General features: G+C 68.2%; 22 protein-coding genes. 11 read left to right on the forward strand and 11 right to left on the reverse strand.

Annotated features, from left to right (window positions below; genetic code table 11):
• On the forward strand, positions 1-824 hold an 824-nt coding region (locus ARC23_RS01630; RefSeq protein ID WP_057495609.1), incomplete at its 5' end, for a LysR family transcriptional regulator.
• Positions 825-889: 65 nt separating this feature from the next.
• On the opposite strand, the gene ARC23_RS01635 is transcribed toward ARC23_RS01630, so the two are convergent.
• The 8 genes from ARC23_RS01635 to dkgB all read right to left on the reverse strand — a co-directional run bounded on the left by ARC23_RS01635 (position 890) and on the right by dkgB (position 7,437).
• Positions 890-2,257 (reverse strand): heavy metal sensor histidine kinase, encoded by a 1,368-nt coding sequence (locus ARC23_RS01635; RefSeq protein WP_057495610.1) that lies wholly within the window; start codon positions 2,255-2,257, stop codon positions 890-892.
• On the reverse strand, positions 2,254-2,952 hold the full coding sequence (locus tag ARC23_RS01640) for a heavy metal response regulator transcription factor (protein ID WP_057495611.1): 699 nt from the start codon (positions 2,950-2,952) through the stop codon (positions 2,254-2,256). Before ARC23_RS01640 ends, ARC23_RS01635 begins: the two co-directional genes overlap by 4 nt.
• A 45-nt stretch (positions 2,953-2,997) precedes the next feature.
• Entirely contained in the window at positions 2,998-3,882 is an 885-nt protein-coding gene (copD, locus tag ARC23_RS01645) for a copper homeostasis membrane protein CopD (protein WP_057495612.1), read from the reverse strand.
• Between the two features lie 10 nt (positions 3,883-3,892).
• Positions 3,893-4,270 carry a copper homeostasis periplasmic binding protein CopC gene (gene copC, locus ARC23_RS01650; protein WP_057495613.1) on the reverse strand — a complete coding sequence of 126 codons (378 nt, stop codon included), beginning with the start codon at positions 4,268-4,270 and terminating at the stop codon, positions 3,893-3,895.
• Positions 4,271-4,396: 126 nt separating this feature from the next.
• Positions 4,397-4,720: a MoaF-related domain-containing protein gene (locus ARC23_RS01655; RefSeq protein WP_057495614.1), complete on the reverse strand. Its 324-nt coding sequence runs from the start codon at positions 4,718-4,720 to the stop codon at positions 4,397-4,399.
• Positions 4,717-5,655 carry a cyclase family protein gene (locus tag ARC23_RS01660; RefSeq protein WP_080392987.1) on the reverse strand — a complete coding sequence of 313 codons (939 nt, stop codon included), beginning with the start codon at positions 5,653-5,655 and terminating at the stop codon, positions 4,717-4,719. Before ARC23_RS01660 ends, ARC23_RS01655 begins: the two co-directional genes overlap by 4 nt.
• A 19-nt stretch (positions 5,656-5,674) precedes the next feature.
• Positions 5,675-6,622: a TIGR03571 family LLM class oxidoreductase gene (locus tag ARC23_RS01665; RefSeq protein WP_057495615.1), complete on the reverse strand. Its 948-nt coding sequence runs from the start codon at positions 6,620-6,622 to the stop codon at positions 5,675-5,677.
• Positions 6,623-6,633: 11 nt separating this feature from the next.
• Positions 6,634-7,437: a 2,5-didehydrogluconate reductase DkgB gene (gene dkgB, locus ARC23_RS01670; protein ID WP_057495616.1), complete on the reverse strand. Its 804-nt coding sequence runs from the start codon at positions 7,435-7,437 to the stop codon at positions 6,634-6,636.
• A gap of 118 nt (positions 7,438-7,555) precedes the next feature.
• On the opposite strand from dkgB, the gene ARC23_RS01675 reads away from it, so the two are divergent.
• On the forward strand, positions 7,556-8,458 hold the full coding sequence (locus ARC23_RS01675) for a LysR family transcriptional regulator (protein ID WP_057495617.1): 903 nt from the start codon (positions 7,556-7,558) through the stop codon (positions 8,456-8,458).
• Positions 8,459-8,522: 64 nt separating this feature from the next.
• Here the strand turns inward: ARC23_RS01675 and ARC23_RS01680 are convergent, their stop codons facing one another.
• Positions 8,523-8,996: a MerC domain-containing protein gene (locus tag ARC23_RS01680; RefSeq protein WP_057495618.1), complete on the reverse strand. Its 474-nt coding sequence runs from the start codon at positions 8,994-8,996 to the stop codon at positions 8,523-8,525.
• A 32-nt stretch (positions 8,997-9,028) separates the two neighbouring features.
• Between ARC23_RS01680 and ARC23_RS01685 the strand changes: the two genes are divergently transcribed.
• The 8 genes from ARC23_RS01685 (at position 9,029) to ARC23_RS01720 (ending at position 15,690) form a co-directional block, all read left to right on the forward strand.
• Complete coding sequence (locus ARC23_RS01685; protein ID WP_057495619.1) at positions 9,029-9,562, forward strand: ZrgA family zinc uptake protein; 534 nt, start codon at positions 9,029-9,031, stop codon at positions 9,560-9,562.
• On the forward strand, positions 9,559-10,254 hold the full coding sequence (locus tag ARC23_RS01690; protein WP_057495620.1) for an ATP-binding cassette domain-containing protein: 696 nt from the start codon (positions 9,559-9,561) through the stop codon (positions 10,252-10,254). Before ARC23_RS01685 ends, ARC23_RS01690 begins: the two co-directional genes overlap by 4 nt.
• The gene (locus tag ARC23_RS01695) at positions 10,247-11,500 is read left to right on the forward strand and encodes an ABC transporter permease (RefSeq protein WP_057495621.1); all 1,254 of its coding nucleotides are present in this window, start codon (positions 10,247-10,249) and stop codon (positions 11,498-11,500) included. The genes ARC23_RS01690 and ARC23_RS01695 overlap by 8 nt, the downstream gene beginning before the upstream one ends.
• Before the next feature lie 2 nt (positions 11,501-11,502).
• Positions 11,503-12,054: a DUF3299 domain-containing protein gene (locus ARC23_RS01700; RefSeq protein WP_057495622.1), complete on the forward strand. Its 552-nt coding sequence runs from the start codon at positions 11,503-11,505 to the stop codon at positions 12,052-12,054.
• Complete coding sequence (locus tag ARC23_RS01705; protein ID WP_057495623.1) at positions 12,044-12,664, forward strand: DUF3299 domain-containing protein; 621 nt, start codon at positions 12,044-12,046, stop codon at positions 12,662-12,664. The genes ARC23_RS01700 and ARC23_RS01705 overlap by 11 nt, the downstream gene beginning before the upstream one ends.
• Complete coding sequence (locus ARC23_RS01710) at positions 12,664-13,410, forward strand: hypothetical protein (protein WP_057495624.1); 747 nt, start codon at positions 12,664-12,666, stop codon at positions 13,408-13,410. Before ARC23_RS01705 ends, ARC23_RS01710 begins: the two co-directional genes overlap by 1 nt.
• 182 nt (positions 13,411-13,592) lie before the next feature.
• The gene (locus ARC23_RS01715) at positions 13,593-15,125 is read left to right on the forward strand and encodes an MFS transporter (RefSeq protein ID WP_057495625.1); all 1,533 of its coding nucleotides are present in this window, start codon (positions 13,593-13,595) and stop codon (positions 15,123-15,125) included.
• Between the two features lie 4 nt (positions 15,126-15,129).
• Positions 15,130-15,690, forward strand: coding sequence for a TetR/AcrR family transcriptional regulator (locus ARC23_RS01720; protein WP_057495626.1), 561 nt, complete (start codon positions 15,130-15,132; stop codon positions 15,688-15,690).
• 92 nt (positions 15,691-15,782) lie between these two features.
• Here the strand turns inward: ARC23_RS01720 and ARC23_RS01725 are convergent, their stop codons facing one another.
• Entirely contained in the window at positions 15,783-16,664 is an 882-nt protein-coding gene (locus ARC23_RS01725) for an AraC family transcriptional regulator (protein ID WP_057495627.1), read from the reverse strand.
• A gap of 106 nt (positions 16,665-16,770) precedes the next feature.
• Here ARC23_RS01725 and ARC23_RS01730 point away from each other — a divergent pair, with 106 nt between their 5' ends.
• Complete coding sequence (locus tag ARC23_RS01730) at positions 16,771-17,307, forward strand: carboxymuconolactone decarboxylase family protein (RefSeq protein ID WP_057495628.1); 537 nt, start codon at positions 16,771-16,773, stop codon at positions 17,305-17,307.
• A 39-nt stretch (positions 17,308-17,346) separates the two neighbouring features.
• On the opposite strand, the gene fdhD is transcribed toward ARC23_RS01730, so the two are convergent.
• Positions 17,347-18,195 (reverse strand): formate dehydrogenase accessory sulfurtransferase FdhD, encoded by an 849-nt coding sequence (gene fdhD / locus ARC23_RS01735; protein ID WP_057495629.1) that lies wholly within the window; start codon positions 18,193-18,195, stop codon positions 17,347-17,349.
• Positions 18,196-18,436: the final 241 nt, after the last annotated feature.

The raw sequence follows: 18,436 nt of genomic DNA on the forward strand, positions 1-18,436 counted from the left end.
TGGGCGTGCGCCTGCTGCACCGGACCACGCGGCTGGTGGTGCCGACGCTGGAAGGCGAGGCCTTCTACGGGCGATGCCTGCGCCTGATCGCCGACATGGACGATGCCGAGGCCGCGTTCCGTGATGCGCCGCCGCGCGGCCCACTACGTATCGAAGTGCATGGCACGCTGGGCCGGCACCTGCTGTTCCCGCACCTGCCGGAATTCCTGCAGCGCTACCCGGAGATCGAACTGGACGTCAGCGAAGGCGACCGCTATGTCGACCTGCTGCGCGAAGGGGTGGATGCGGCGTTGCGGGTGGGGACGCTGGCCGACAGCGATCTGGCGGCGCGCCGGTTGACGATGCTGCGCGAGGTCACGGTGGCCGCGCCAGGTTACCTGCAGGACAAGGGTGTGCCAGGCAGCATCGCGTCCCTGCGGGACGGCCATGAAATGGTCGGCTATCGCTCCAGCGCCACCGGCCAGCTGATTCCCCTGGAGTTCCAGCAGGCCGGGCAGGTGCACTACGTGCCGCTGCCGGCACGGGTGCGTGTCTCCGGTGCGGATGCATTCCTCGGTGCCGCGCTGGCGGGCCTGGGCATCATCCAGGCACCGCGTTACCGGATGGACCCGTATATCGCGCGCGGGCAGTTGGTGGAGCTGTTGCCGGAGGCGCCGCCGACGCCGAGCCCGTTGAGCTTGGTCTACCCGCGCAACCGCACGCCGTCGCCCCGCTTGCGGGTGTTCATCGACTGGGTGGCCGGGGTGTTCGAGCAGGCCGCGGTTGCCGGCCAGCGGCCGGCACGACCGAAGCAGCACGCGAAGCTGTCCGACCGCGCGCGGTAGTGCCGGCCGCTGGCCCGCAACTGCAGTGCGCTTGATGCTCCCGGGGTGCCGGCCAGCGGCCTGCACTACCGACGTGGCGCGCCCGGCAGCACCAGCTCGAACACGGTGCCGGTGTCATCCGAGGCAACACTCACGCTGCCGCCGTGCGCCTGTGCAATCGCGCGGGTGATCGCCAGGCCCAGCCCTGCACCTTCGTGGCGGCCGCGCTCGCCGCGGTAGAAACGATCGAACAGGCGCGGCAGCGCTTCTTCAGCAATCACGGTTCCGACGTTGTGCACGCTGACGCTGCACATGCCATCGGTGTCGGCCAGCCGCACCCGCACCTCGCTGCCGGCAGTGGCGTGCTTCAACGCGTTGGACAGCAGGTTGGCGATCGCCCGGTGCAGCATCAAGCGGTTGCCTTCCACGCTCGCCACACCTTCGCGGCGCAGGGTCAGCCGCCGGTCCTCGGCCAGCAACTCATAGAACTCCAGCAGTGAATCCACCACCCCATCCAGCGCCACCGGCTCGCGCGAAGGCAGCGCACCCGGCGCCTCGGCCTGCGCCAGGTACAGCAGGTCGCCCACGGTCTGCGCCAGCTGCTGCAGTTCCTCGGCGCAGGACGCCAGCGTCTCGCGATAGGCCTCGTTGCTGCGCGGGTGCGCCAGCACCACCTGCACCTGGGTCAGCATGTTGGTGATGGGCGTGCGCAGCTCGTGGGCGAGGTCACCGGAGAACCCGGTCAGCCGCGCGAAGTCCTGCTGCAGACGTGCCAGCATGCCGTTGAGGGTCTGCGCCAGCTGTTCCAGCTCGGCCGGGGCGCTGCGTGCGCTCAAGCGCCGCTGCAGGCGGCCGGCGGTGATCTGCCGGGCTTCATCGGCCAGCGTGCGCAGCGGTCGCAGCGTACGCCGCACCACATAGCCGCCGAGCAGGCTGCTGGCCAGGGCGGCACCGATGATCGCGATCGCCAGCAGATGGCGGAAGCGCTGCAGGAAATCGGCATGGCGGTCGTCATCGATGGCCAGCAGGGTGACCAGCTGGCTGCCGTCGGCCAGGGTCTGGCGCAGGTGCAGGGCATGCATGCAGCGGCCATCGGCGAGGATCCAGTCGTGCCGCCGTGGCGCGGCGTCGATCGGCTGGCCGCGTGCATGCTCGCGCAGCAGTGCCGGTGCTGTTGAGAACAGCACGGTGCCGGGGCCATCGACGATGTGGAAGGCGATATCCGGATGATGGCCGAGCGCCTCTGCCAACCGCGGCCCGCGCGCGGACGCAGGCCCGTTATCGGCGAGGTCACGGATCAACGCGACCTTGTTCTCCAGTTCGACGAAATCCTGGGCGACCAGGTCGTGGCGGGCACTGACATAGATCGCCACGCCCAACGCGGCCAGCACCAGCGTGGCCACGATGGCGAACAGCAGCGTCAACCGTACCGCGATGGAGCGGCGCAGGCTCATTCGCTGTGCACTGCACCGTCGTCCGGCGCCTCCAGCACATAGCCCATGCCGCGCACGGTGACGATAAGCTTGGTATCGAAGCCATCATCGATCTTCGCGCGCAGGCGGCGGATCGCCACGTCGATCACGTTGGTGTCGCTGTCGAAGTTCATGTCCCACACCTGCGAAGCGATCAGCGACCGCGGCAACACTTCGCCACGGCGGCGCGCCAGCAGCTCCAGCAGGGTGTACTCCTTCTGGCTGAGGGAGATGCGCTGGCCGCCGCGTTCGACCCGGCGGCGCAGGGTATCCACCACCAGGTCGGCAATGACGATGCGTTCGGCCTGCGGCACGGCCTGGCCGCGACGCAGCAGGGTGCGCACGCGCGCCAGCAGCTCGGCGAAGGCGAATGGCTTGGCCAGGTAGTCGTCGGCGCCCAGTTCCAGGCCCTGCACGCGGTCGGCGATGCTGCTGCGCGCGGTCAGGAACAGCACCGGCACCTGCCAGCCGGCCTCGCGCAGCCGCGACAGCACGTTCCAGCCATCCAGGCCGGGCAGCATCACGTCCAGGATGAGCAGCTGGTACTCGCCGCTGCCGGCCAGGTGCAGCCCGTCGACGCCGTTGCAGGCGAGATCGACCACGTAGCCGGCCTCGATCAGGCCCTGGCGCAGGTAGTTGCCGGTCTTGGGTTCGTCTTCGACGATCAGCAGTTTCATGATGCGCCCATCATCGCAGCTTGGGCCCGTACCGGAACGGATCGGTCATGCCAGCGGGTCCAGCGTGCCAAGCACCGCGACGCAGGCCAGCACCAGCAGCGCCAGCACCGATTCGCAGGCCAGGCTGTGGCGGAGCGAGCGCAGCGGCCTGGGTTGCCAGCCGCCACGGATGGAGACGGCCAGCGCCGGCACCAACCGCCAGCGATGCAGGGCGGCCAGGCCCAGCATGCCAACGACCAGGGCGAGTTTGAGCAGCAGCCAGCGCCCATGTGCGGTGCCGGTCAGGGTCTGTATGGAACCGCCGAGATCGACATAGGTATAGGTGCCGGTCATCGCCAGCAGGGCGACGATGATCGTGCCGGGCAGGGCGAAGCTGTGGGCGGCCTGCCACAGCTCGCGGGTGCGTTCGCGCAGGCGCAGGCCCTGCGGACGCAGCGCCAGCTGCAGGATGGCGGCGATCGCGCCGACCCAGGCGCCAGCGGCCAGCAGGTGCACGATGCCGGCCACCAGCCGCAACGCGCCACCGAAGCCATCCCCGGCGGCGGCATGGCCGTTCCAGGACAGGCTGGCCAGGGCGGTGGCGGACAGCGCGAGCAGCGCCAGGCGGCGAAGGCCCCGTAGCGGCGTGGCGAATGCCAGCAAGGGCAGCATCGCCAGCACCGCCACGGTGCGCAGCAGGCCGGCTTCACCCACCGGCGTGCCGGTGAGGAACCAGTGGGCCGTTGCAGGGTCGATGTCGACCGGCGCGATGCCGAGCACACCGCACAACCGGGTGATGGCATCGATGACCACCACGGCCAACGCGATCAGGGCGAGCGCCAGCGAGACGCCGCGCGGCAGCTGCGGACGGACGAACAGCATCCGCCCGAACAGCAGCATCAGCACCAGGTACAGCGCCAGCCGCAGCGCATACGGCGAGAGCTCGGCCACGACGGCAGCCTTACTTCACCGTGAAACGGTACGTACCAGTGATCGGGTGGCTGTCCTGGCCGACCGCGCGCCACTGCAGTGCGTAGCTGCCTGCGGGCAGCGGCTTGGCGAAACGCGCGCGCAGCGTGTGGCCATCTTCGGAAATGTCCTGAGCGGCGGTGGGCATGGCCATCTTCATGCGGCCATGGTCCATGCTCAGTTCGATGCGGGTGGCACGCGGCATCACCTTCTCGCTGAACTGCAGCGTGATCTCGGTCGCCGGGGCTGTGGTGGCGTCGGCGGCCGGCGTCGAACGCACCAGACTGGGATGGGCCAGCGCCAGCGGCGCAACCGCGAGGCCGGACAGGAGAAGAGCAAGGGAAGCGGAGCGGAGCAGGGAACGGGCCATGCGCGGGACACCTGTGGAAGACGTGGCCCACAGGGTGGAGGGCAGCGCCTTTCGCTGCCCTGACCCGAACATTACCGATCTGTAATGTTCCGTCCACTCACCGGTGGTGCCGGCCGCTGGCCGGGATCAGAGCGCTTCCAGCGATCCCTGCATGCGATGGAAACTGCCATCGGTGGCGGTGAACCAGGCCAGCGAACGCCCGCCGACGAAGTCATCGACATGCACGACCGTTGCGCCATCGGCTTCCTGCCATGAAATGGCATGGACCCCTTCGCTGATCCGCTGCCACTCGCAGGCGGCTTCGCCCTGCGCACCGGCATAGGCGCCGGAGACGATGGCGTACTGCACGTGGCGGCCATCGGCGCTGTAGACATTGTCGGCGGCCAGGCCGTCATAGCTGACGCGGAAGCGGCGGCCGGCGAACACGGGAAGGTCAGCGGCGGTGTTCATCGGATCGCCACCGGGTTGATGTTGACCTGGGTCGAACCGACGTACAGGGGCTGGCCGAGCACGAACAGGAATTCCCAGGCCTTGTCGCGCACCAGCGCGCGGCTGTCGATCAGCTCCAGGTTGTAGATGCCGCGCTTGGCCAGCATGTACTGGTTGATCGGGAACTCCTCGGCACCGTTCGGGTTCGGGTAGACCTCCGAGGCCCAGGTGTCGCCACCGAAGGCGACGATGCCCTGGTCGGCCAGCCACTTCGCGGCCTCCATGCCGATACCCGGCTCCACTTCCAGGAACTGCGTGTTGTCCTTGCCGATCAGTTCCAGCCAGCCGGTGTTGAACAGCACCACGTCGCCCTTGCGCAGGCTCAGCCCCTGCTTCTTCAGCACGGCCTGGATATCGGCCACGGTGAACTCGGTGCCGCCGGGCACGATCGCCTTGCCGTAGTACGCGGTCATGTCCAGCACGACGCCGCGGGTGACCATCGGCGGCACCTTCTCGACGCCGAGCTTGCGCACGCCGTCCACGGTGACGAAGTCGGCGGCCTTGTTGCCGTTGTAGTAGACGTTGTCGATGCCGATATGGCCGATGCCGTTGAGCTGGGTGCCAACGCCGGTCCAGGCGTTCACCAGTTCATCGTTGAAGGTGAACTTGTTGGGGCCCAGCGACGTGCCGGCCTGCTGGCCGACCTGCACGTTGTACAGGCGGAAGCTGCGGTGACGGAACGCGGGCAGGTTCTTGTCCACCGGCACCGCCAGCGGATAGGTCTTGCCGGTCCTGACCAGCGATACCGCGTGCTTGACCACGTCAGCGGTGAGCAGGTTGGCCGCGCCGATCTCGTCGTTGGCGCCGTAGGCGGAGGGATACCACTCCTCGGCGGTGGCCTGGAAGGACAGCGGCAGGGTGGCCAGCGCAAGCGCGGCCAGGGTCTTCATCTTCATGGCAAAGCTCCGGTAACGTTCAGGCCGTCGCGGTGGCGCCGGCATGGGCCGGGAAGTGCGGCAGCACGTACTCGGCGATTTCGTGGAAGGTTTCGGCCAAGGGCCGTTCGTTGCGGCGGAACTGCAGGCCGATGTGGTCGACACCGGCCGCCTGCATGGCGTGCAGCTCGGCCAGCAGGGCGTTGCGGCCGCCGCGCAGGCCGAAGCGCCAGCGCTGCAGGGGGGCATCGGCATCGGCGACCAGGTCCAGGTGAATGAAGCTGGCATACGGCTTGTTGCCGGCCACGGCGCGCCACGACGCCACGCGTTGCGCATGGTCCTGCGACGTGCCCGGGTAGGCCAGGCAACCGTCCATGTGCTGGCCGATCCATGCCGGTTGCTGCTGGGCCAGGCCGGCCACGAACAACGGCAGGGCCGGGCCATCGGCGGGCAGCACGTCCAGGCCCTGCGGCAGGTGCGCGGCGGCGCCTTCGCGCAGCAATGCGATCTGCTCGCGGAAGCGGCTGCCACGGCTGTCGAAGTCGCGGCCGAACAGCGGGTACTCCACCGGGCGGTCGCCACTGGCCACGCCCAGCAGCAGGCGGTCACCGCTCAGCCGCTGCACGCTGCGCGCCGATTTCAGGGTCAGCAACGGCTCGCGGATCGGCAGCACCACCGCACCGGTGCCCAGCAGGAGGTCATTGGTGATGCCGGCCAGGTAGCCGAGGTAACTGAATACCTCGAACACCTGCGCCGCATCGCCGAAGGCCGGATCGTACACCGGCACGTCGCGTACCCACAGCGCACGGAAGCCGAGGCGGTCGGCCAACCGTGCCAGCTCCGCATGGCGCTGCAGGTCCGGTTCGCCGGGCCGGCGTCGCCCGGCGCGTCGTGCCTGTTCGCCCAGTGGCGTCCAGTCATTGTCCAGCGGTGCTTCGATGCCGATGCTGAAACCACCGGCCTGCAGCCGCGTCAACGCACTGCCCATGGCCAGGCTCCTCAGTCCCAGGCCGGGGCCAGGCCCGGCGGATCGACTTCGCGGCCGTTGCGGTCAAGCGCGGCGATCGCGGCCATGTCATCGGCATCCAGGTGCAGGTCCTGGGCGAGCAGGTTGCTGGCCAGGTTCTCGCGCTTGGTCGAGGACGGGATGACCGAGTAACCCCGCTGCAGCGCCCATGCCAGCGCGACCTGGGCAACAGTGGCCTGGTGCTTGCCGGCGATGGCGGCCAGCACCGGGTCCTTCAGCACCTTGCCGTAGGCCAGGGTCATGTAGGAGGTGACAGTGATGTCCTGGTCCTGCAGGAAGGCGGTCAGTGCCGGGTTCTGCAGGTAGGGGCTCAGTTCGATCTGGTTGGTGGCGATCTCGCCGGCACCGACCACCTCGATGGCCTGCCGGGTCAGCTCGATGTTGAAGTTGGACACACCGATCTGGCGGGTCAGGCCCTGCGCCTTGGCGTCGGCCAGCGCGGTCATGTACTCGCGCAGTTCAACGCCATTGCCCGGCGCCGGCCAGTGGATCAGCAGCAGGTCGACGTAGTCGGTGCGCAGCTTGGCCAGGCTGTCGCGCAGGCTCGGGATCAGCGTGTCGGCGGCGTAGTTGTCCACCCAGATCTTGGTGGTCAGGAACAGCTCGTCGCGCGGGACGCCGGATTCGGCGATGGCCTGGCCGACCTCGGCTTCGTTGCCGTAGATCTGCGCGGTATCGACCGCACGGTAGCCGACGTCGAGGGCATTGCGCACCGAGTCGATGACGGTCTGGCCGGTCAGGCGGAAGGTGCCGACGCCAAAGGAAGGAACGCTCATGATGGACTCCAGGGACTTCGTTGAGAGCCGGTGGGCTCGGGACAGGGCGAAGTGTGGGCGCTTTACATTTGTTGATTAAGCTGTGTATACGGGAAACGCTTTTGCGGTGAGGTAAAAAATGAAAACCACCCTGGATGAGCTGAAGGCCTTCGTGGCCGTGGTCGACAGTGGTTCCATCACGGCGGCGGCCGAGGCGCTGGAACTGACCATCTCGGCTACCAGTCGCACCCTGGCGCGGCTGGAGGACAAGCTGCAGACCACGCTGCTGCGGCGGACCACGCGGCGGCTGGAGCTGACCGAGGAAGGCGCGGCGTTCCTGGAGTACGCGCGCACGATCCTGGCCACGGTGGACGAGGCCGAGGAACAGATGGCCGCGCGGCGGCTGCAGCCGGTCGGGCGCCTGCGCGTGGATGCGGCCACACCCTTCATGCTGCACGTGATCGTGCCGCTGCTTGAAGGGTTCCGTGAGCGCTACCCGCAGGTGGAGCTGGAGCTGAATTCCAATGAAGGCATCACCGACCTGATCGAGAAGCGCACCGACGTAGCGTTCCGCATCGGCGTGCTGCGCGATTCGACCCTGCATGCGCGGCCGATCGGCTACAGCCGTATCCGCGTGGTGGCCAGCCCCGAGTACCTGCGCCGGCATGGCATGCCCACGCGGGTGGAGCAGCTGCGGGAGCACGACCTGCTGGGCTTCACCCAGCCCAGTTCGTTGAACGAATGGCCGCTGCAGGATGCCGATGGCGGCCCTTTCGTGATCGAGCCGGCGATTGCTTCATCCAGCGGCGAGACACTGCGGCAGATGGCGGTGGCCGGGCTGGGCATCGCCTGCCTGTCCGACTTCCTGACCCGCCAGGACCGGCGTGATGGCCGCCTGGTACAGCTGTTCGCCAAGCAGACGCAGGAGGTGCGGCAGCCGATCAACGCGGTCTACTACCGCAACACCGCGCTGGCCGCGCGCATCACCTGTTTCGTCGACCATGTGACGCAGACGCTGGGGCAGCGTCCGTTCGACGAATAGGGAGGGGTAGAGCCGGCCGCTGGCCGGCTGCCTGATCCTCGCGGTTGCCGGCCAGCGCCCGGCGCTACCGGGTGCGCAACGCCCGCCGATTGCCGATGTGCGCCGCCGCCAGCAACACGCCGCCGCACGCGGTGGCCACACCATGCCAGAGCAGCGATTCCTTTAGCGGCAGATACAGAGAGGCTGACAGCAGCAGGATGGCGCCAACGCAGGCCAATCCTGCAGGCCGCCAGCGCCCATGCCGGTGCACGCCGGCCGAGGTACTCGCCAAGGCCAACGAGGAGGCCAGCAGCGCGAACAGCCATTCCCAGCGCGACATCATCAGCAGCAATGTCATCGCGCCATGGCCGGGATGCTGGAACGAGCGCAGCGCCATCATCGCTGCCGGCACGAAGGCCAGCAGCAGGGGCAGGGCGATGCAGTGGGCGGCGCAGGCCAGGGACAGCCAGGCACCGGCAAGATCGAAGCGGGGGTGCCAGCGTGCCGAAGTTGGCGGCTGGGCCAGGGCCCTTGCGGGGGTCGTGGGAATGTGGTCCATAATGTTACATAGTAACAATTAGAGTCTTTCCCATGAAGCTTCCCGCTGCTCTTTTCCTGCTGCTGGCTGCCAGTGCCGCGCAGGCCCATGACGTGCGTCAGCTGGGCGCACATGTGCACGGCCAGGCCACCGTCGATGTTGCGCTTGACCAGCAGACCCTGGAAATCGCCCTTCAGGCGCCCGGCATAGGCATCCTCGATTACGAACGACCGCCGGCCAATGCAGCCGAGCAGGCCGCGCTGGCACGTGCCACCGCCGTGCTGAAGGGCGGCAGCTGGGTCACCTTGCCCACGGTGGCCCATTGTCGTCTGGTCAGTGGTGATGCCAAGGCCGAAGGCTTCGATGCGACCGCTGCCGCACCCATGGCCGGGCAGCATCGTCATGCCGGCTTCAGTGCGAACCTGCAATACCGCTGTGCGAATACGGCGGCGCTTCGCGCCCTGGTGATTCGCCTGCCCGTGCTGTTCCCGGGTCTGCACGAAGTCATCGTCAACAGCGCAACCACCAATGGCCAGGATCGCAGCGTGCTGACGCCCGATAATCTGCGCGTGGTGCTGGTACCGTGAGCACGTCACCGGTGATCGCGCTGGAGAATGTGCAGTTCGGTTACGCAACACGCCTGGTGCTGGATATCCCACAGCTTCTGATAGAGCAGGGCAGCAGCGTGCTGCTGCGCGGAATCAGCGGTGGCGGTAAAAGCACCTTGCTGGGGCTGCTGGCAGGTGTGCTGCTGCCCGGCAAGGGCCGTGTCGAGGTGGCCCGCCAGGCACTGCAGGACATGGGAGGTGCGGCGCGGGATCGTTTCCGTGCCGATCAGCTGGGCGTGATCTTCCAGCAGTTCAATCTGCTGCCGTTCCTCACCGTGCGCGACAACATCGCGCTGGGCCTGCGCTTCTCGCGCCTGCGCAGTGCGCGCATCAGTGGGCCACTGGATGCCGAGATAGCCCGTCTGCTGCAGGCCCTGCAGCTGGACCCGGCGCTGATGCAGCGGCGCGCAGGTACGCTGAGTGTTGGCCAGCAACAGCGCGTGGCGGCGGCACGCGCCCTGATCGGTCGCCCGGCGTTGCTGCTCGCCGATGAGCCCACCTCAGCGCTGGATCGCGATGCGGCGACCGCCTTCCTGCAGCTGATGTCCGCGCAGTGCCAGGCGGCCGGCACCACGGTGCTGGTGGTCAGCCATGACGACAGCCTGCAGCCCTTGTTCGACCGCACCATTTCACTGTCCGAGATCAACCAGGCAGGAGCCGGCCATGCTTGAGCTAGCCTGGGCCAGCCTGCGCAGCCGCGCGTTGAGTGTCGGCCTGACCGTGCTGGTCATCACCCTCAGCGTGGTGCTGCTGCTGGGCGTCGAGCGTGTGCGCACGCAGGCGCACGAGGGGTTCGCCAGCACCGTATCGGGCACCGACCTGATCGTCGGTGCGCGTTCGGGACCGGTGAACCTGCTGCTGTACTCGGTGTTCCATATCGGCGACCCGACCAACAACGTGACCTGGCAGTCCTACCAGGAGCTTTCCGCATTGCCGCAGGTCAAGTGGTCGGTGCCACTGTCGCTGGGCGATTCGTGGCGCGGCTACCGCGTGGTCGGCACCAGCGGTGGCTATTTCGAGCATTACCGCTACGGCGCCGGGCACGCGCTTGCGTTTGCGGACGGACGGCCGTTCGATGACCTGTATGACGTGGTGATCGGTGCCGAGGTGGCACAGGCACAGAGGGTATGTCTCGGCGATGAGATCGTGCTGGCGCACGGCACCGGCGCGGTCACCCTGGCCACGCATGCCGACAAGCCGTTCCGTGTTGCCGGCATCCTGCAGCGCACCGGCACGCCGGTGGACTCGTCGCTGCTGGTCTCGCTGCCGGCCATCGAGGCGATCCATGTGGACTGGCGTTCCGGCGTTCAGCTACGCAGCCAGCGCGTCAGCGCCGAGCAGGCGCGCCACCTGGACCTGACCCCGGCCAGCATCACTGCCTTCATGCTCGGCCTGAACTCGCGCATTGCCACGTTTTCGGTGCAGCGCAGAATCAACGAATATCCGGACGAGGCGATGCTGGCGATCCTGCCCGGCGTGACCCTGCAGCAGCTGTGGCAGTCGCTGGGCACCGCCGAGCGCGCCCTGCAGCTGATCAGTGCAATGGTGGTGCTGCTGGGCATGGTCTCGATGGTGGCGCTGCTGGTCTCGACCCTGCAGGAGCGGCGGCGTGAGATGGCCATCCTGCGTGCCACCGGCGCGCGACCGGGTTACATCGCCGGCCTGCTCGTGGTGGAAGCGGTGGCGACAAGTGTGGTGGCCTGCGTACTGGCCCTGTCGCTGCTGGTGGCCGCCAGCATTGCCGGGCGTGGCTGGGTGCTGGCCACCTTCGGTCTGTCGATCACCCATGTCTGGCCGGATGGTCGTGAACTGGCATGGGTTGCGGGCGTGTTGGCGGTCAGCGCGGTGGCCGGGCTGGTGCCGGCGTTGCTCGCTTACCGGCGCACCTTGGCCGATGGCCTTTCAGCGGGAGGCTGAGCATGCGCTGGATGCTGCCACTGCTGATGGTGCTGTCACTGGCCGCCTGTGAGCGTCCGGTGGATACCGGCGTACAGGCCCTGCCGCCCTCGCCGGTTGTTGACCGCGATGACCCTGCAGACGCTGCGGAGCAGGAACTGGACTGGCTGCAGATGATGCCCAAGGACGAGCTGGCGGCACTGGAGCGGGGCGAGGGCCCGGAGGTCGAGCACAACGGCAACCGGCGCATGCCGCAGTTCGGCACCTTCCGCACGGTGGACACGGTACTGCAGCGGCCGGTGCGCCTGCCGGGCTACGTGGTGCCGCTGGCCAACGCGCAGGACGGGCGGCTGACCGAATTCCTGTTCGTGCCGTACTACGGCGCCTGCATCCACGTGCCACCACCACCACCGAACCAGATCGTGCACGTGGTGCTGCCGCGCCCGATCGAGATGCCGGACATGTACTCGCCGTTCTTCCTGGCGGGCACCCTGCGCGCCGAACGGTTGGATGACGATCTGGCCGGTTCGGCCTACACCATGCGTAACGCACAGCTGAGGCCCTATGAACCGTAGTCCCCTGTTGCTGGCGTTGGGATGCCTGTGGTTGGCGGGTTGCACGGGGTCAGGCGGCGATGCCGTGGTGGTCACGCTGGAGGGCAAACCGGCGCCCTCCGCCACTGCCGAAGCCTCCATCGACCGTTGGGATGCGTTGCGGCCCGACGAAGTGTCCTACCAGCGCCCACCCCCGCAGATCGGCCTGTCACGCAATGGCATGGACGGCGTGGGTGGCCTGATCGACGACACTGGCTCGGGCACGCCACCGGGGCTGGAGATCGACCATTCCAGCCCGGACCGCGCCAAGCAGTTCGGCTCTTCGCGCGTGGTCGATGCTGTCGATGGTCGCGCGGTGGATCTGGATGGCTACGTGGTGCCGCTCGGCACCAACGACGCAGGATTGGTGGATGAACTGCTGTTTGTGCCGTTCTACGGTGCCTGCATCCACGTGCCGCCGCCGCCACCCAATCAGATCATCCACGTGACCCTGGCGACACCGATCGCGCTGGGCGATCTGTGGGATCCGTACCGGCTTGCCGGCCGCCTGCAGGTGAAGCGTTTTGACGCGGACATCGCCAGCGCGTCCTACGATGCCGCGGCGGCGACGCTGACGGCGATCCGCAACTGATGCGCAGGCGATGGATCATGGCTGCCGGGGTACTGCTGGGCGCGTTGGTGCTGCTGGTGTGGTGGCAGCGGCAGCGCGCACCCACCGCGCCGCCGGCGGTCGCGTTTCCGGCACCGGCGCCCGACGCCAGGCAGCGCATCGAACAGCGCCTGGGTGACGACCACGCGTTTCGCAACGACGTGCTGTTCCTGCTCGCGGCGACATTGCGCGACCGCTGCCAGCCGGCGCAGGCGGGGCTGCTGGCGCGCATGGCCAATCGTGCATCGCTGCCGGTGCTGGCCGCAGTCAGCGCGGTGACCCAGCAGGACCCATCGCTGGACCGGCCGATCTACCAGTACATCCAGCACCGCGCCGATGCGACGCAGTGCGGGCAGCCACTGAAGATGCCGCTGGCCGGTGGGCGCAGCATGGCCGTGGACATCGAACAGTATGCGCGCACGTTCCCGGACAGCTACTTCGACCCGCAACGCAGCAGTGAACCGCGGGATTTCGGTGGGCTGTCGCTGCAGCAGCGCGCCGGCAACGCCTGCAACAGCGTGGTGTATTCGGTGCTGCCGCTGGGTGGCACCGACTGGCGGTGCAGCAGCCTGCGCGCGAATGCGCGGGCGCGCGTACGCGGGCTGTGCGAGGACGAATTGCGGCGCCAGCATGGGAGTACAGGTGGGGAGCTGGACACGGCCGTCGGGCAGGGCATGCAGGCGGCGGTGGTATCGGCGATTGCTGCGCTGCCGGAAGACTGCCGGTAGACGTCCGCCAGTGGAGCCCGGCCACCGCAGGCCCGTTTCAGTGGAGCCAGGCCATGCCTGGCTGGCGGTTCCGTCGAGCAGGCTCGCCTCTACAAAAGCTGAATCGGTGGGCTTTGAAGATCATAACTGTACAGGACGTCCTGTATAGTTATGGCCGTATTCCAGCCCCATCAGGTTCTCCCATGGCTTTGTCCCAGCCCTTGGCCGGTGCTCCGGCCCTGTCGCGTGCCCGTCGCTGGGCACTGTTGTTCACCGTCGCCGCCGGCCTGCTGCTGGTCACGCTCGACAACTCCGTGCTCTACACCGCGCTGCCCACCCTGACCGGGGAACTCTCGGCCAGTGCTGGCCAGGCGCTGTGGATCATCAACGCCTATCCGCTGGTGATGGCCGGCCTGCTGCTGGGTGCGGGCACGCTGGGCGACCGCATCGGCCACCGCCGCATGTTCCTGATCGGCCAGGTGGTGTTCGGCGTCGCCTCGCTGGCAGCGGCGTTCGCCGACACCGCAGCGCAGCTGATTGCCGCACGAGCCTTCCTGGCGGTCGGTGCCGCAGCGATGATGCCGGCCACGTTGGCGCTGATCGGTCTGAGCTTCCACGAAGCGCGCGAACGCAATATCGCCATCGCGATCTGGGGTTCGGTGGCCATCGTCGGTGCGGCGCTCGGCCCGATCATTGGCGGCTGGCTGCTGCAGCACTTCTGGTGGGGCTCGGTGTTCCTGATCAACGTGCCGGTGGTGGTGGTCGCGTTCGTGGCCACGCTGCTGCTGGCACCGGAAGGCCAGCGCGACACCTCGCGGCCATGGGACCTGGTGTCCTCAGTTCTGGCATTGGCTGCACTGTCCGGCCTGGTGCTGGCGATCAAGTCGCTGATCGCAACGCCGCCGTCGTATGCGCTGGGCGCAGGCGCGCTGCTGTTGGCCGTCATCAGCGGTGCGGCGTTCGCACGCCGCCAGCAGCAGCTGCCGTACCCGCTGCTGGATTTTGCGATCTTCCGCAATCCGGCGTTCCTGGCCGGCACGCTGTCGGCGGTGTTCACCCTGTTCGCGATGGCCGGCCTGCAACTGGTCACCACCCAGCGCTTCCAGCTGGTGGCAGGCTTTTCGCCGCTGCAGGCGGGCCTGCTGGTATCGGTGGCGGCGCTAGGCAGCCTGCCCAGTGCGCTGCTGGGTGGCAGCATCCTGCACCGGGTGGGCCTGCGCCCGCTGATCTGCGGCGGCCTGGCGGCAGGTGCGCTGGGCGTCGGCGTGGTGGCGTTCGGTTTTCCGCATGGCCTCGGTTGGGTGGTGGCTGGCATGGCCATCACCGGCTTCGGCATGGGTTCGGCCATCTCGGTGGCGTCCACTGCCATCCTCAATAACGTGCCGGCGCACCGTGCGGGCATGGCGTCTTCGGTGGAAGAAGTGTCCTACGAGTTCGGCGGCCTGCTGGCGGTGGCGATGCTGGGCAGCCTGAGCGCCGCGATGTACAGCGCGTTCCTGCCGGTCTCGGCCGATATGCCCGCGCTTGCCCGCGAGGGTTTCACCCAGGCACTGCATGCCGCGCGCGAGAGCGGGCAGGGCGAGTGGTTCGCGCTGGCTGCGGCCGCGTATGACCGTGGCTACCAGATCGTGCTGCTGGTGATCACGGCGGTGCTGGCGATGGGCGCGACGATCCTGGCGCGCCTGCTGCGGGGCCGCGTTGGCAGCCGCGAGGGCGCGGCCGATCGCGTAAAATGAGGCAATGAGAACCAGCAAGCGCGACCGCATCCTCGACGCCGCCGTCAACGTGATCAATCGTGATGGCGTGCGTGCGGTGACCTTCGAGTCGGTGGCGGCCGAGGCCCAGCTGACCCGCGGCGGCCTGCTGTACCACTTCCCGTCGCGCGAGGCGCTGCTGCGCGGCATCGACGAGCACCTGGTGCAGGCCTGGGAAACGTCGATGGAAACGCTGCTCGGCAAGCGCGCGGATGAAGCGACGGCATTGGAGCGCTACCAGACCTTCGTGCGCGTATCGGCACAGAGTGCCACCCGTGCCGAACTGATGTTCATGCTCGAATCGGCCGACCCGGATGCCGAGCGTCCCTGGGGGCCGGCGGTACGTCGCTGGGCACCGCTGCCGCCGGAGGCAGGTGCAACGGAAGATAGCGCCGCGCTCGACAATTTCGTGGCGCGGCTGGCCGCCGATGGCCTATGGATCTACGAGGCAATGTACGAAGGCCAGCTGGATGAAAGCGTGCGCGCCCAGGTGGCCGAACGGATCGCCGGGCTGCTGGCGAAGTCTGATGGATCGCCGCACTCGTAGAGTCGACTGTTAGTCGACTGCTCGTCGCTCAGACAACGAAACCCCGCGCTTCGCGCGATAGTCGACTGACAGTCGACTCTACCCCTCACCCTTTACCCAGCCTGCGCTGCGCCCGCGGCCAACCACGCCCTCGGCGAAGCCCCCAGCCGCTTGCGGAACGCCTTCGACAACGACGCGGTATCGGCAAACCCCACCTCGATGGCTACCTGCTTGGCCGCCACGCCGGCCCGCAGCTGCGCGCAGGCCAGGCTCAGCCGCCAGTCCAGCAGATAAGCGGCTGGCGTTGCCTGCATCACGTCCTTGAACACGGCCGCGAACGCGCTCCGCGACATGCCGGCAGTCGCGGCCATGCGCGGCAGCGTCCACTCCTCCTGCGGCGCCTGGTGCATCGCCACCAGTGTGCGTGCCAGCCGTGCATCGGACAGGCCTCGCATGAGCCCATGACTGACGCCCGCCGCATCCGGGTGGTCCACCACCCAGCGCAGGATCTGGATCAGCGCCACCTCGAACAGGCGGTTGGTCAGCAGCCGTGACCCGCAGCGCTGGCGATCGGCCTCGGCGAACAGCAGGTGCAGGGTGTCATCCAATTCGCCGATCGCCGCCAGTGGCACCACCATCACCGGTGGCAGCGACTGCACGATCGGATTGCGCGCTCCGCCGTCGAAGTCCAGCGTGGCGCAGGTGAAATCCGGCCCATCCAGCGGTGCATTGAAGAACACATGGTGCACCGGCTGCGGATACAGCAGCAGGCTGGGTGTGTCGATCTTCAACCGGGGCAGCGCGATATCGCCGTCGGGATGACGGACCTCCATTTCACCCTGGCGCAGGATGTGCAGGAAGGCACGACCGGGCTGCGGCTCGAAGACATGGTGGCCGCACAGCGGACCGCTGTGAAACAGCGCGGCCTGCACCCGGAAGCGTTCCAACAGGGAGGAGAGACGGTCGGGTGCGGAAGTGTCGGAGGGTAGGCTCATGGATGAATGGACAACATGTGTGGCGAATTACGCCTGATGCGTCCACGGAGTCTACCTACGATGAGCGGGTCGTCCAATCCCGGGCGCTTTCCCAAGGAGATCCACCATGTCCCGTGTCCCCCTGATCGATGCCGCCAACACCACCGCCGACCGCCAGGCCCTGCTGGGCCAGGTCCACGCCGCCTTCGGCGCCACCCCGGCCATGTTCCGCGCCGTGGCCAACTCGCCGGCTGCCCTGCAGAGCATGTGGGGTTCGTTCGGCGCGCTGGGCGGCGGTCGCCTGTCGCCGCTGCTGGGCGAGCAGATCGCCGTGGCCATCGCCAACCGCAACGCCTGCGAATACTGCCTGGCCGCCCACACCGCGCTGGGCCGCAAGGCCGGTGCCAGCAGCGAGCAGATGGCCGCCGCGCAGATCGGCCAGTCCAGCGACCCGGCCACTGCGGCGGCGCTCGACTTCGCGTTGAAGGTGGTCGAGCAGCGTGCGCAGATTGCCGACGGCGATGTTCAGGCGCTGCGTGCGGCCGGCTTCGACGACGAGCAGATCGTCGAGATGCTCGCGCATGTGGCGCTCAACCTGTTCACCAACTACGTCAACGTAGCGTTCGACGTACCGGTGGACTTCCCGAAGGTCGCGCTGCGCTGAGGTGTACCGGGCCGGGGCACGCTGTGCTCCCGGCCATCCTCAGCGGGCGTGGCCGTCGTCCGCCTGCAGCCGTTCCGGATGCGTATACACATTGAACCCGCTTTCCCGCGCGAACCCGACCAGGCACAGGCCGGCGCTGCGGGCCAGGTCGATCGCCAGCGCGGTCGGTGCCGACACCGCCGCCAGCACGCTGGCACCGGCGCGCACCGCCTTGCTGACCATTTCGTAGCTGGCGCGGCTGGAAATCACCAGCAGGCCGCCGTCGATGGCGTGCTCGTTGTGGTGCAAAGCGCCGATCAGCTTGTCCAGCGCGTTGTGGCGGCCCACGTCTTCGCGTACCCAACCGATCCGCCCACTGGCGTCGGCCCAGGCTGCGGCATGAATGGCGCCGCTGGCAGCATTCATCGGCTGGTGCTGTGCCAGTGCGGCCAACGCACGCTGCAACGCGGCCGGAGCGTACGTGCGGCGTTCGTGGATCGACGGCAGGGGCCGCAGCACATCCTCAAGCTGGCGCGTGCCGCACAGGCCGCAGCCGCCACGGCCGGGCAGCAGGCGTTCTCCCGCCGGATCCAGCGCGGCGCCGGGCGCATCCCCGGCCACGGTCATCTGCAGTTCGATGCCTTCCAGCTGCGGCCTCACCTCGACTGCCAGCAGTTGCGCGGGCGCCGTGATCAGGCCCTCGCTGAGCGAGAAGCCCAGCGCGAAGTCCTCCAGGTCACACGGCGTGGCCATCATCACCGAGAACGCAGCGCCGTTGTAGCGCATCGCCACCGGTACCTCCTCGGCCACCACGTCGAGCTGCTGCTGCGGGCGTCCGCCACGCCAGCGGTGCAGCGCGCGGTGGGCCGTGCCGGCAGGCGGGGCAGGTGGCGGGGTCGGGTCGGGCATGCAGCGCATCCGGGGCAGGGAAGGTGCGCAGGCAGCGGAGTACCTGCGCAATCGAGGATAGCGCAGAGCCCGGGCGCTGACGCAGGTGCAACCATTGCCATGCCAGGTTGGCTGGAAAGCAGCACGGACCTCTGGCGCGCCGGCAAGGGCCGTGATTGACTGAAGCGCCGGGCAGGGTGCCCGCAGGCGGACGTTCCCGGGTGGGTCGTTCGCTGTCGCGTTCCTCAGACCAGGTAACCGG

This window comes from Stenotrophomonas beteli (assembly GCF_001431665.1).
Lineage (GTDB): Bacteria > Pseudomonadota > Gammaproteobacteria > Xanthomonadales > Xanthomonadaceae > Stenotrophomonas > Stenotrophomonas beteli.

Coding starts and splice junctions, on each gene's coding strand:
- ARC23_RS01715 (WP_057495625.1), top strand. CDS start 13,593: ATGGCTTTGTCCCAGCCCTTGGCCGGTGCTCCGGCCCTGTCGCGTGCC.
- ARC23_RS01725 (WP_057495627.1), bottom strand. CDS start 16,664: ATGAGCCTACCCTCCGACACTTCCGCACCCGACCGTCTCTCCTCCCTG.
- ARC23_RS01680 (WP_057495618.1), bottom strand. CDS start 8,996: ATGGACCACATTCCCACGACCCCCGCAAGGGCCCTGGCCCAGCCGCCA.
- ARC23_RS01640 (WP_057495611.1), bottom strand. CDS start 2,952: ATGAAACTGCTGATCGTCGAAGACGAACCCAAGACCGGCAACTACCTG.
- ARC23_RS01710 (WP_057495624.1), top strand. CDS start 12,664: ATGCGCAGGCGATGGATCATGGCTGCCGGGGTACTGCTGGGCGCGTTG.
- ARC23_RS01705 (WP_057495623.1), top strand. CDS start 12,044: ATGAACCGTAGTCCCCTGTTGCTGGCGTTGGGATGCCTGTGGTTGGCG.
- ARC23_RS01665 (WP_057495615.1), bottom strand. CDS start 6,622: ATGGGCAGTGCGTTGACGCGGCTGCAGGCCGGTGGTTTCAGCATCGGC.
- ARC23_RS01655 (WP_057495614.1), bottom strand. CDS start 4,720: ATGAACACCGCCGCTGACCTTCCCGTGTTCGCCGGCCGCCGCTTCCGC.
- fdhD (WP_057495629.1), bottom strand. CDS start 18,195: ATGCCCGACCCGACCCCGCCACCTGCCCCGCCTGCCGGCACGGCCCAC.
- ARC23_RS01695 (WP_057495621.1), top strand. CDS start 10,247: ATGCTTGAGCTAGCCTGGGCCAGCCTGCGCAGCCGCGCGTTGAGTGTC.
- ARC23_RS01730 (WP_057495628.1), top strand. CDS start 16,771: ATGTCCCGTGTCCCCCTGATCGATGCCGCCAACACCACCGCCGACCGC.
- ARC23_RS01700 (WP_057495622.1), top strand. CDS start 11,503: ATGCGCTGGATGCTGCCACTGCTGATGGTGCTGTCACTGGCCGCCTGT.
- ARC23_RS01660 (WP_080392987.1), bottom strand. CDS start 5,655: ATGAAGATGAAGACCCTGGCCGCGCTTGCGCTGGCCACCCTGCCGCTG.
- ARC23_RS01685 (WP_057495619.1), top strand. CDS start 9,029: ATGAAGCTTCCCGCTGCTCTTTTCCTGCTGCTGGCTGCCAGTGCCGCG.
- ARC23_RS01720 (WP_057495626.1), top strand. CDS start 15,130: ATGAGAACCAGCAAGCGCGACCGCATCCTCGACGCCGCCGTCAACGTG.
- dkgB (WP_057495616.1), bottom strand. CDS start 7,437: ATGAGCGTTCCTTCCTTTGGCGTCGGCACCTTCCGCCTGACCGGCCAG.
- copC (WP_057495613.1), bottom strand. CDS start 4,270: ATGGCCCGTTCCCTGCTCCGCTCCGCTTCCCTTGCTCTTCTCCTGTCC.
- ARC23_RS01675 (WP_057495617.1), top strand. CDS start 7,556: ATGAAAACCACCCTGGATGAGCTGAAGGCCTTCGTGGCCGTGGTCGAC.
- ARC23_RS01635 (WP_057495610.1), bottom strand. CDS start 2,257: ATGAGCCTGCGCCGCTCCATCGCGGTACGGTTGACGCTGCTGTTCGCC.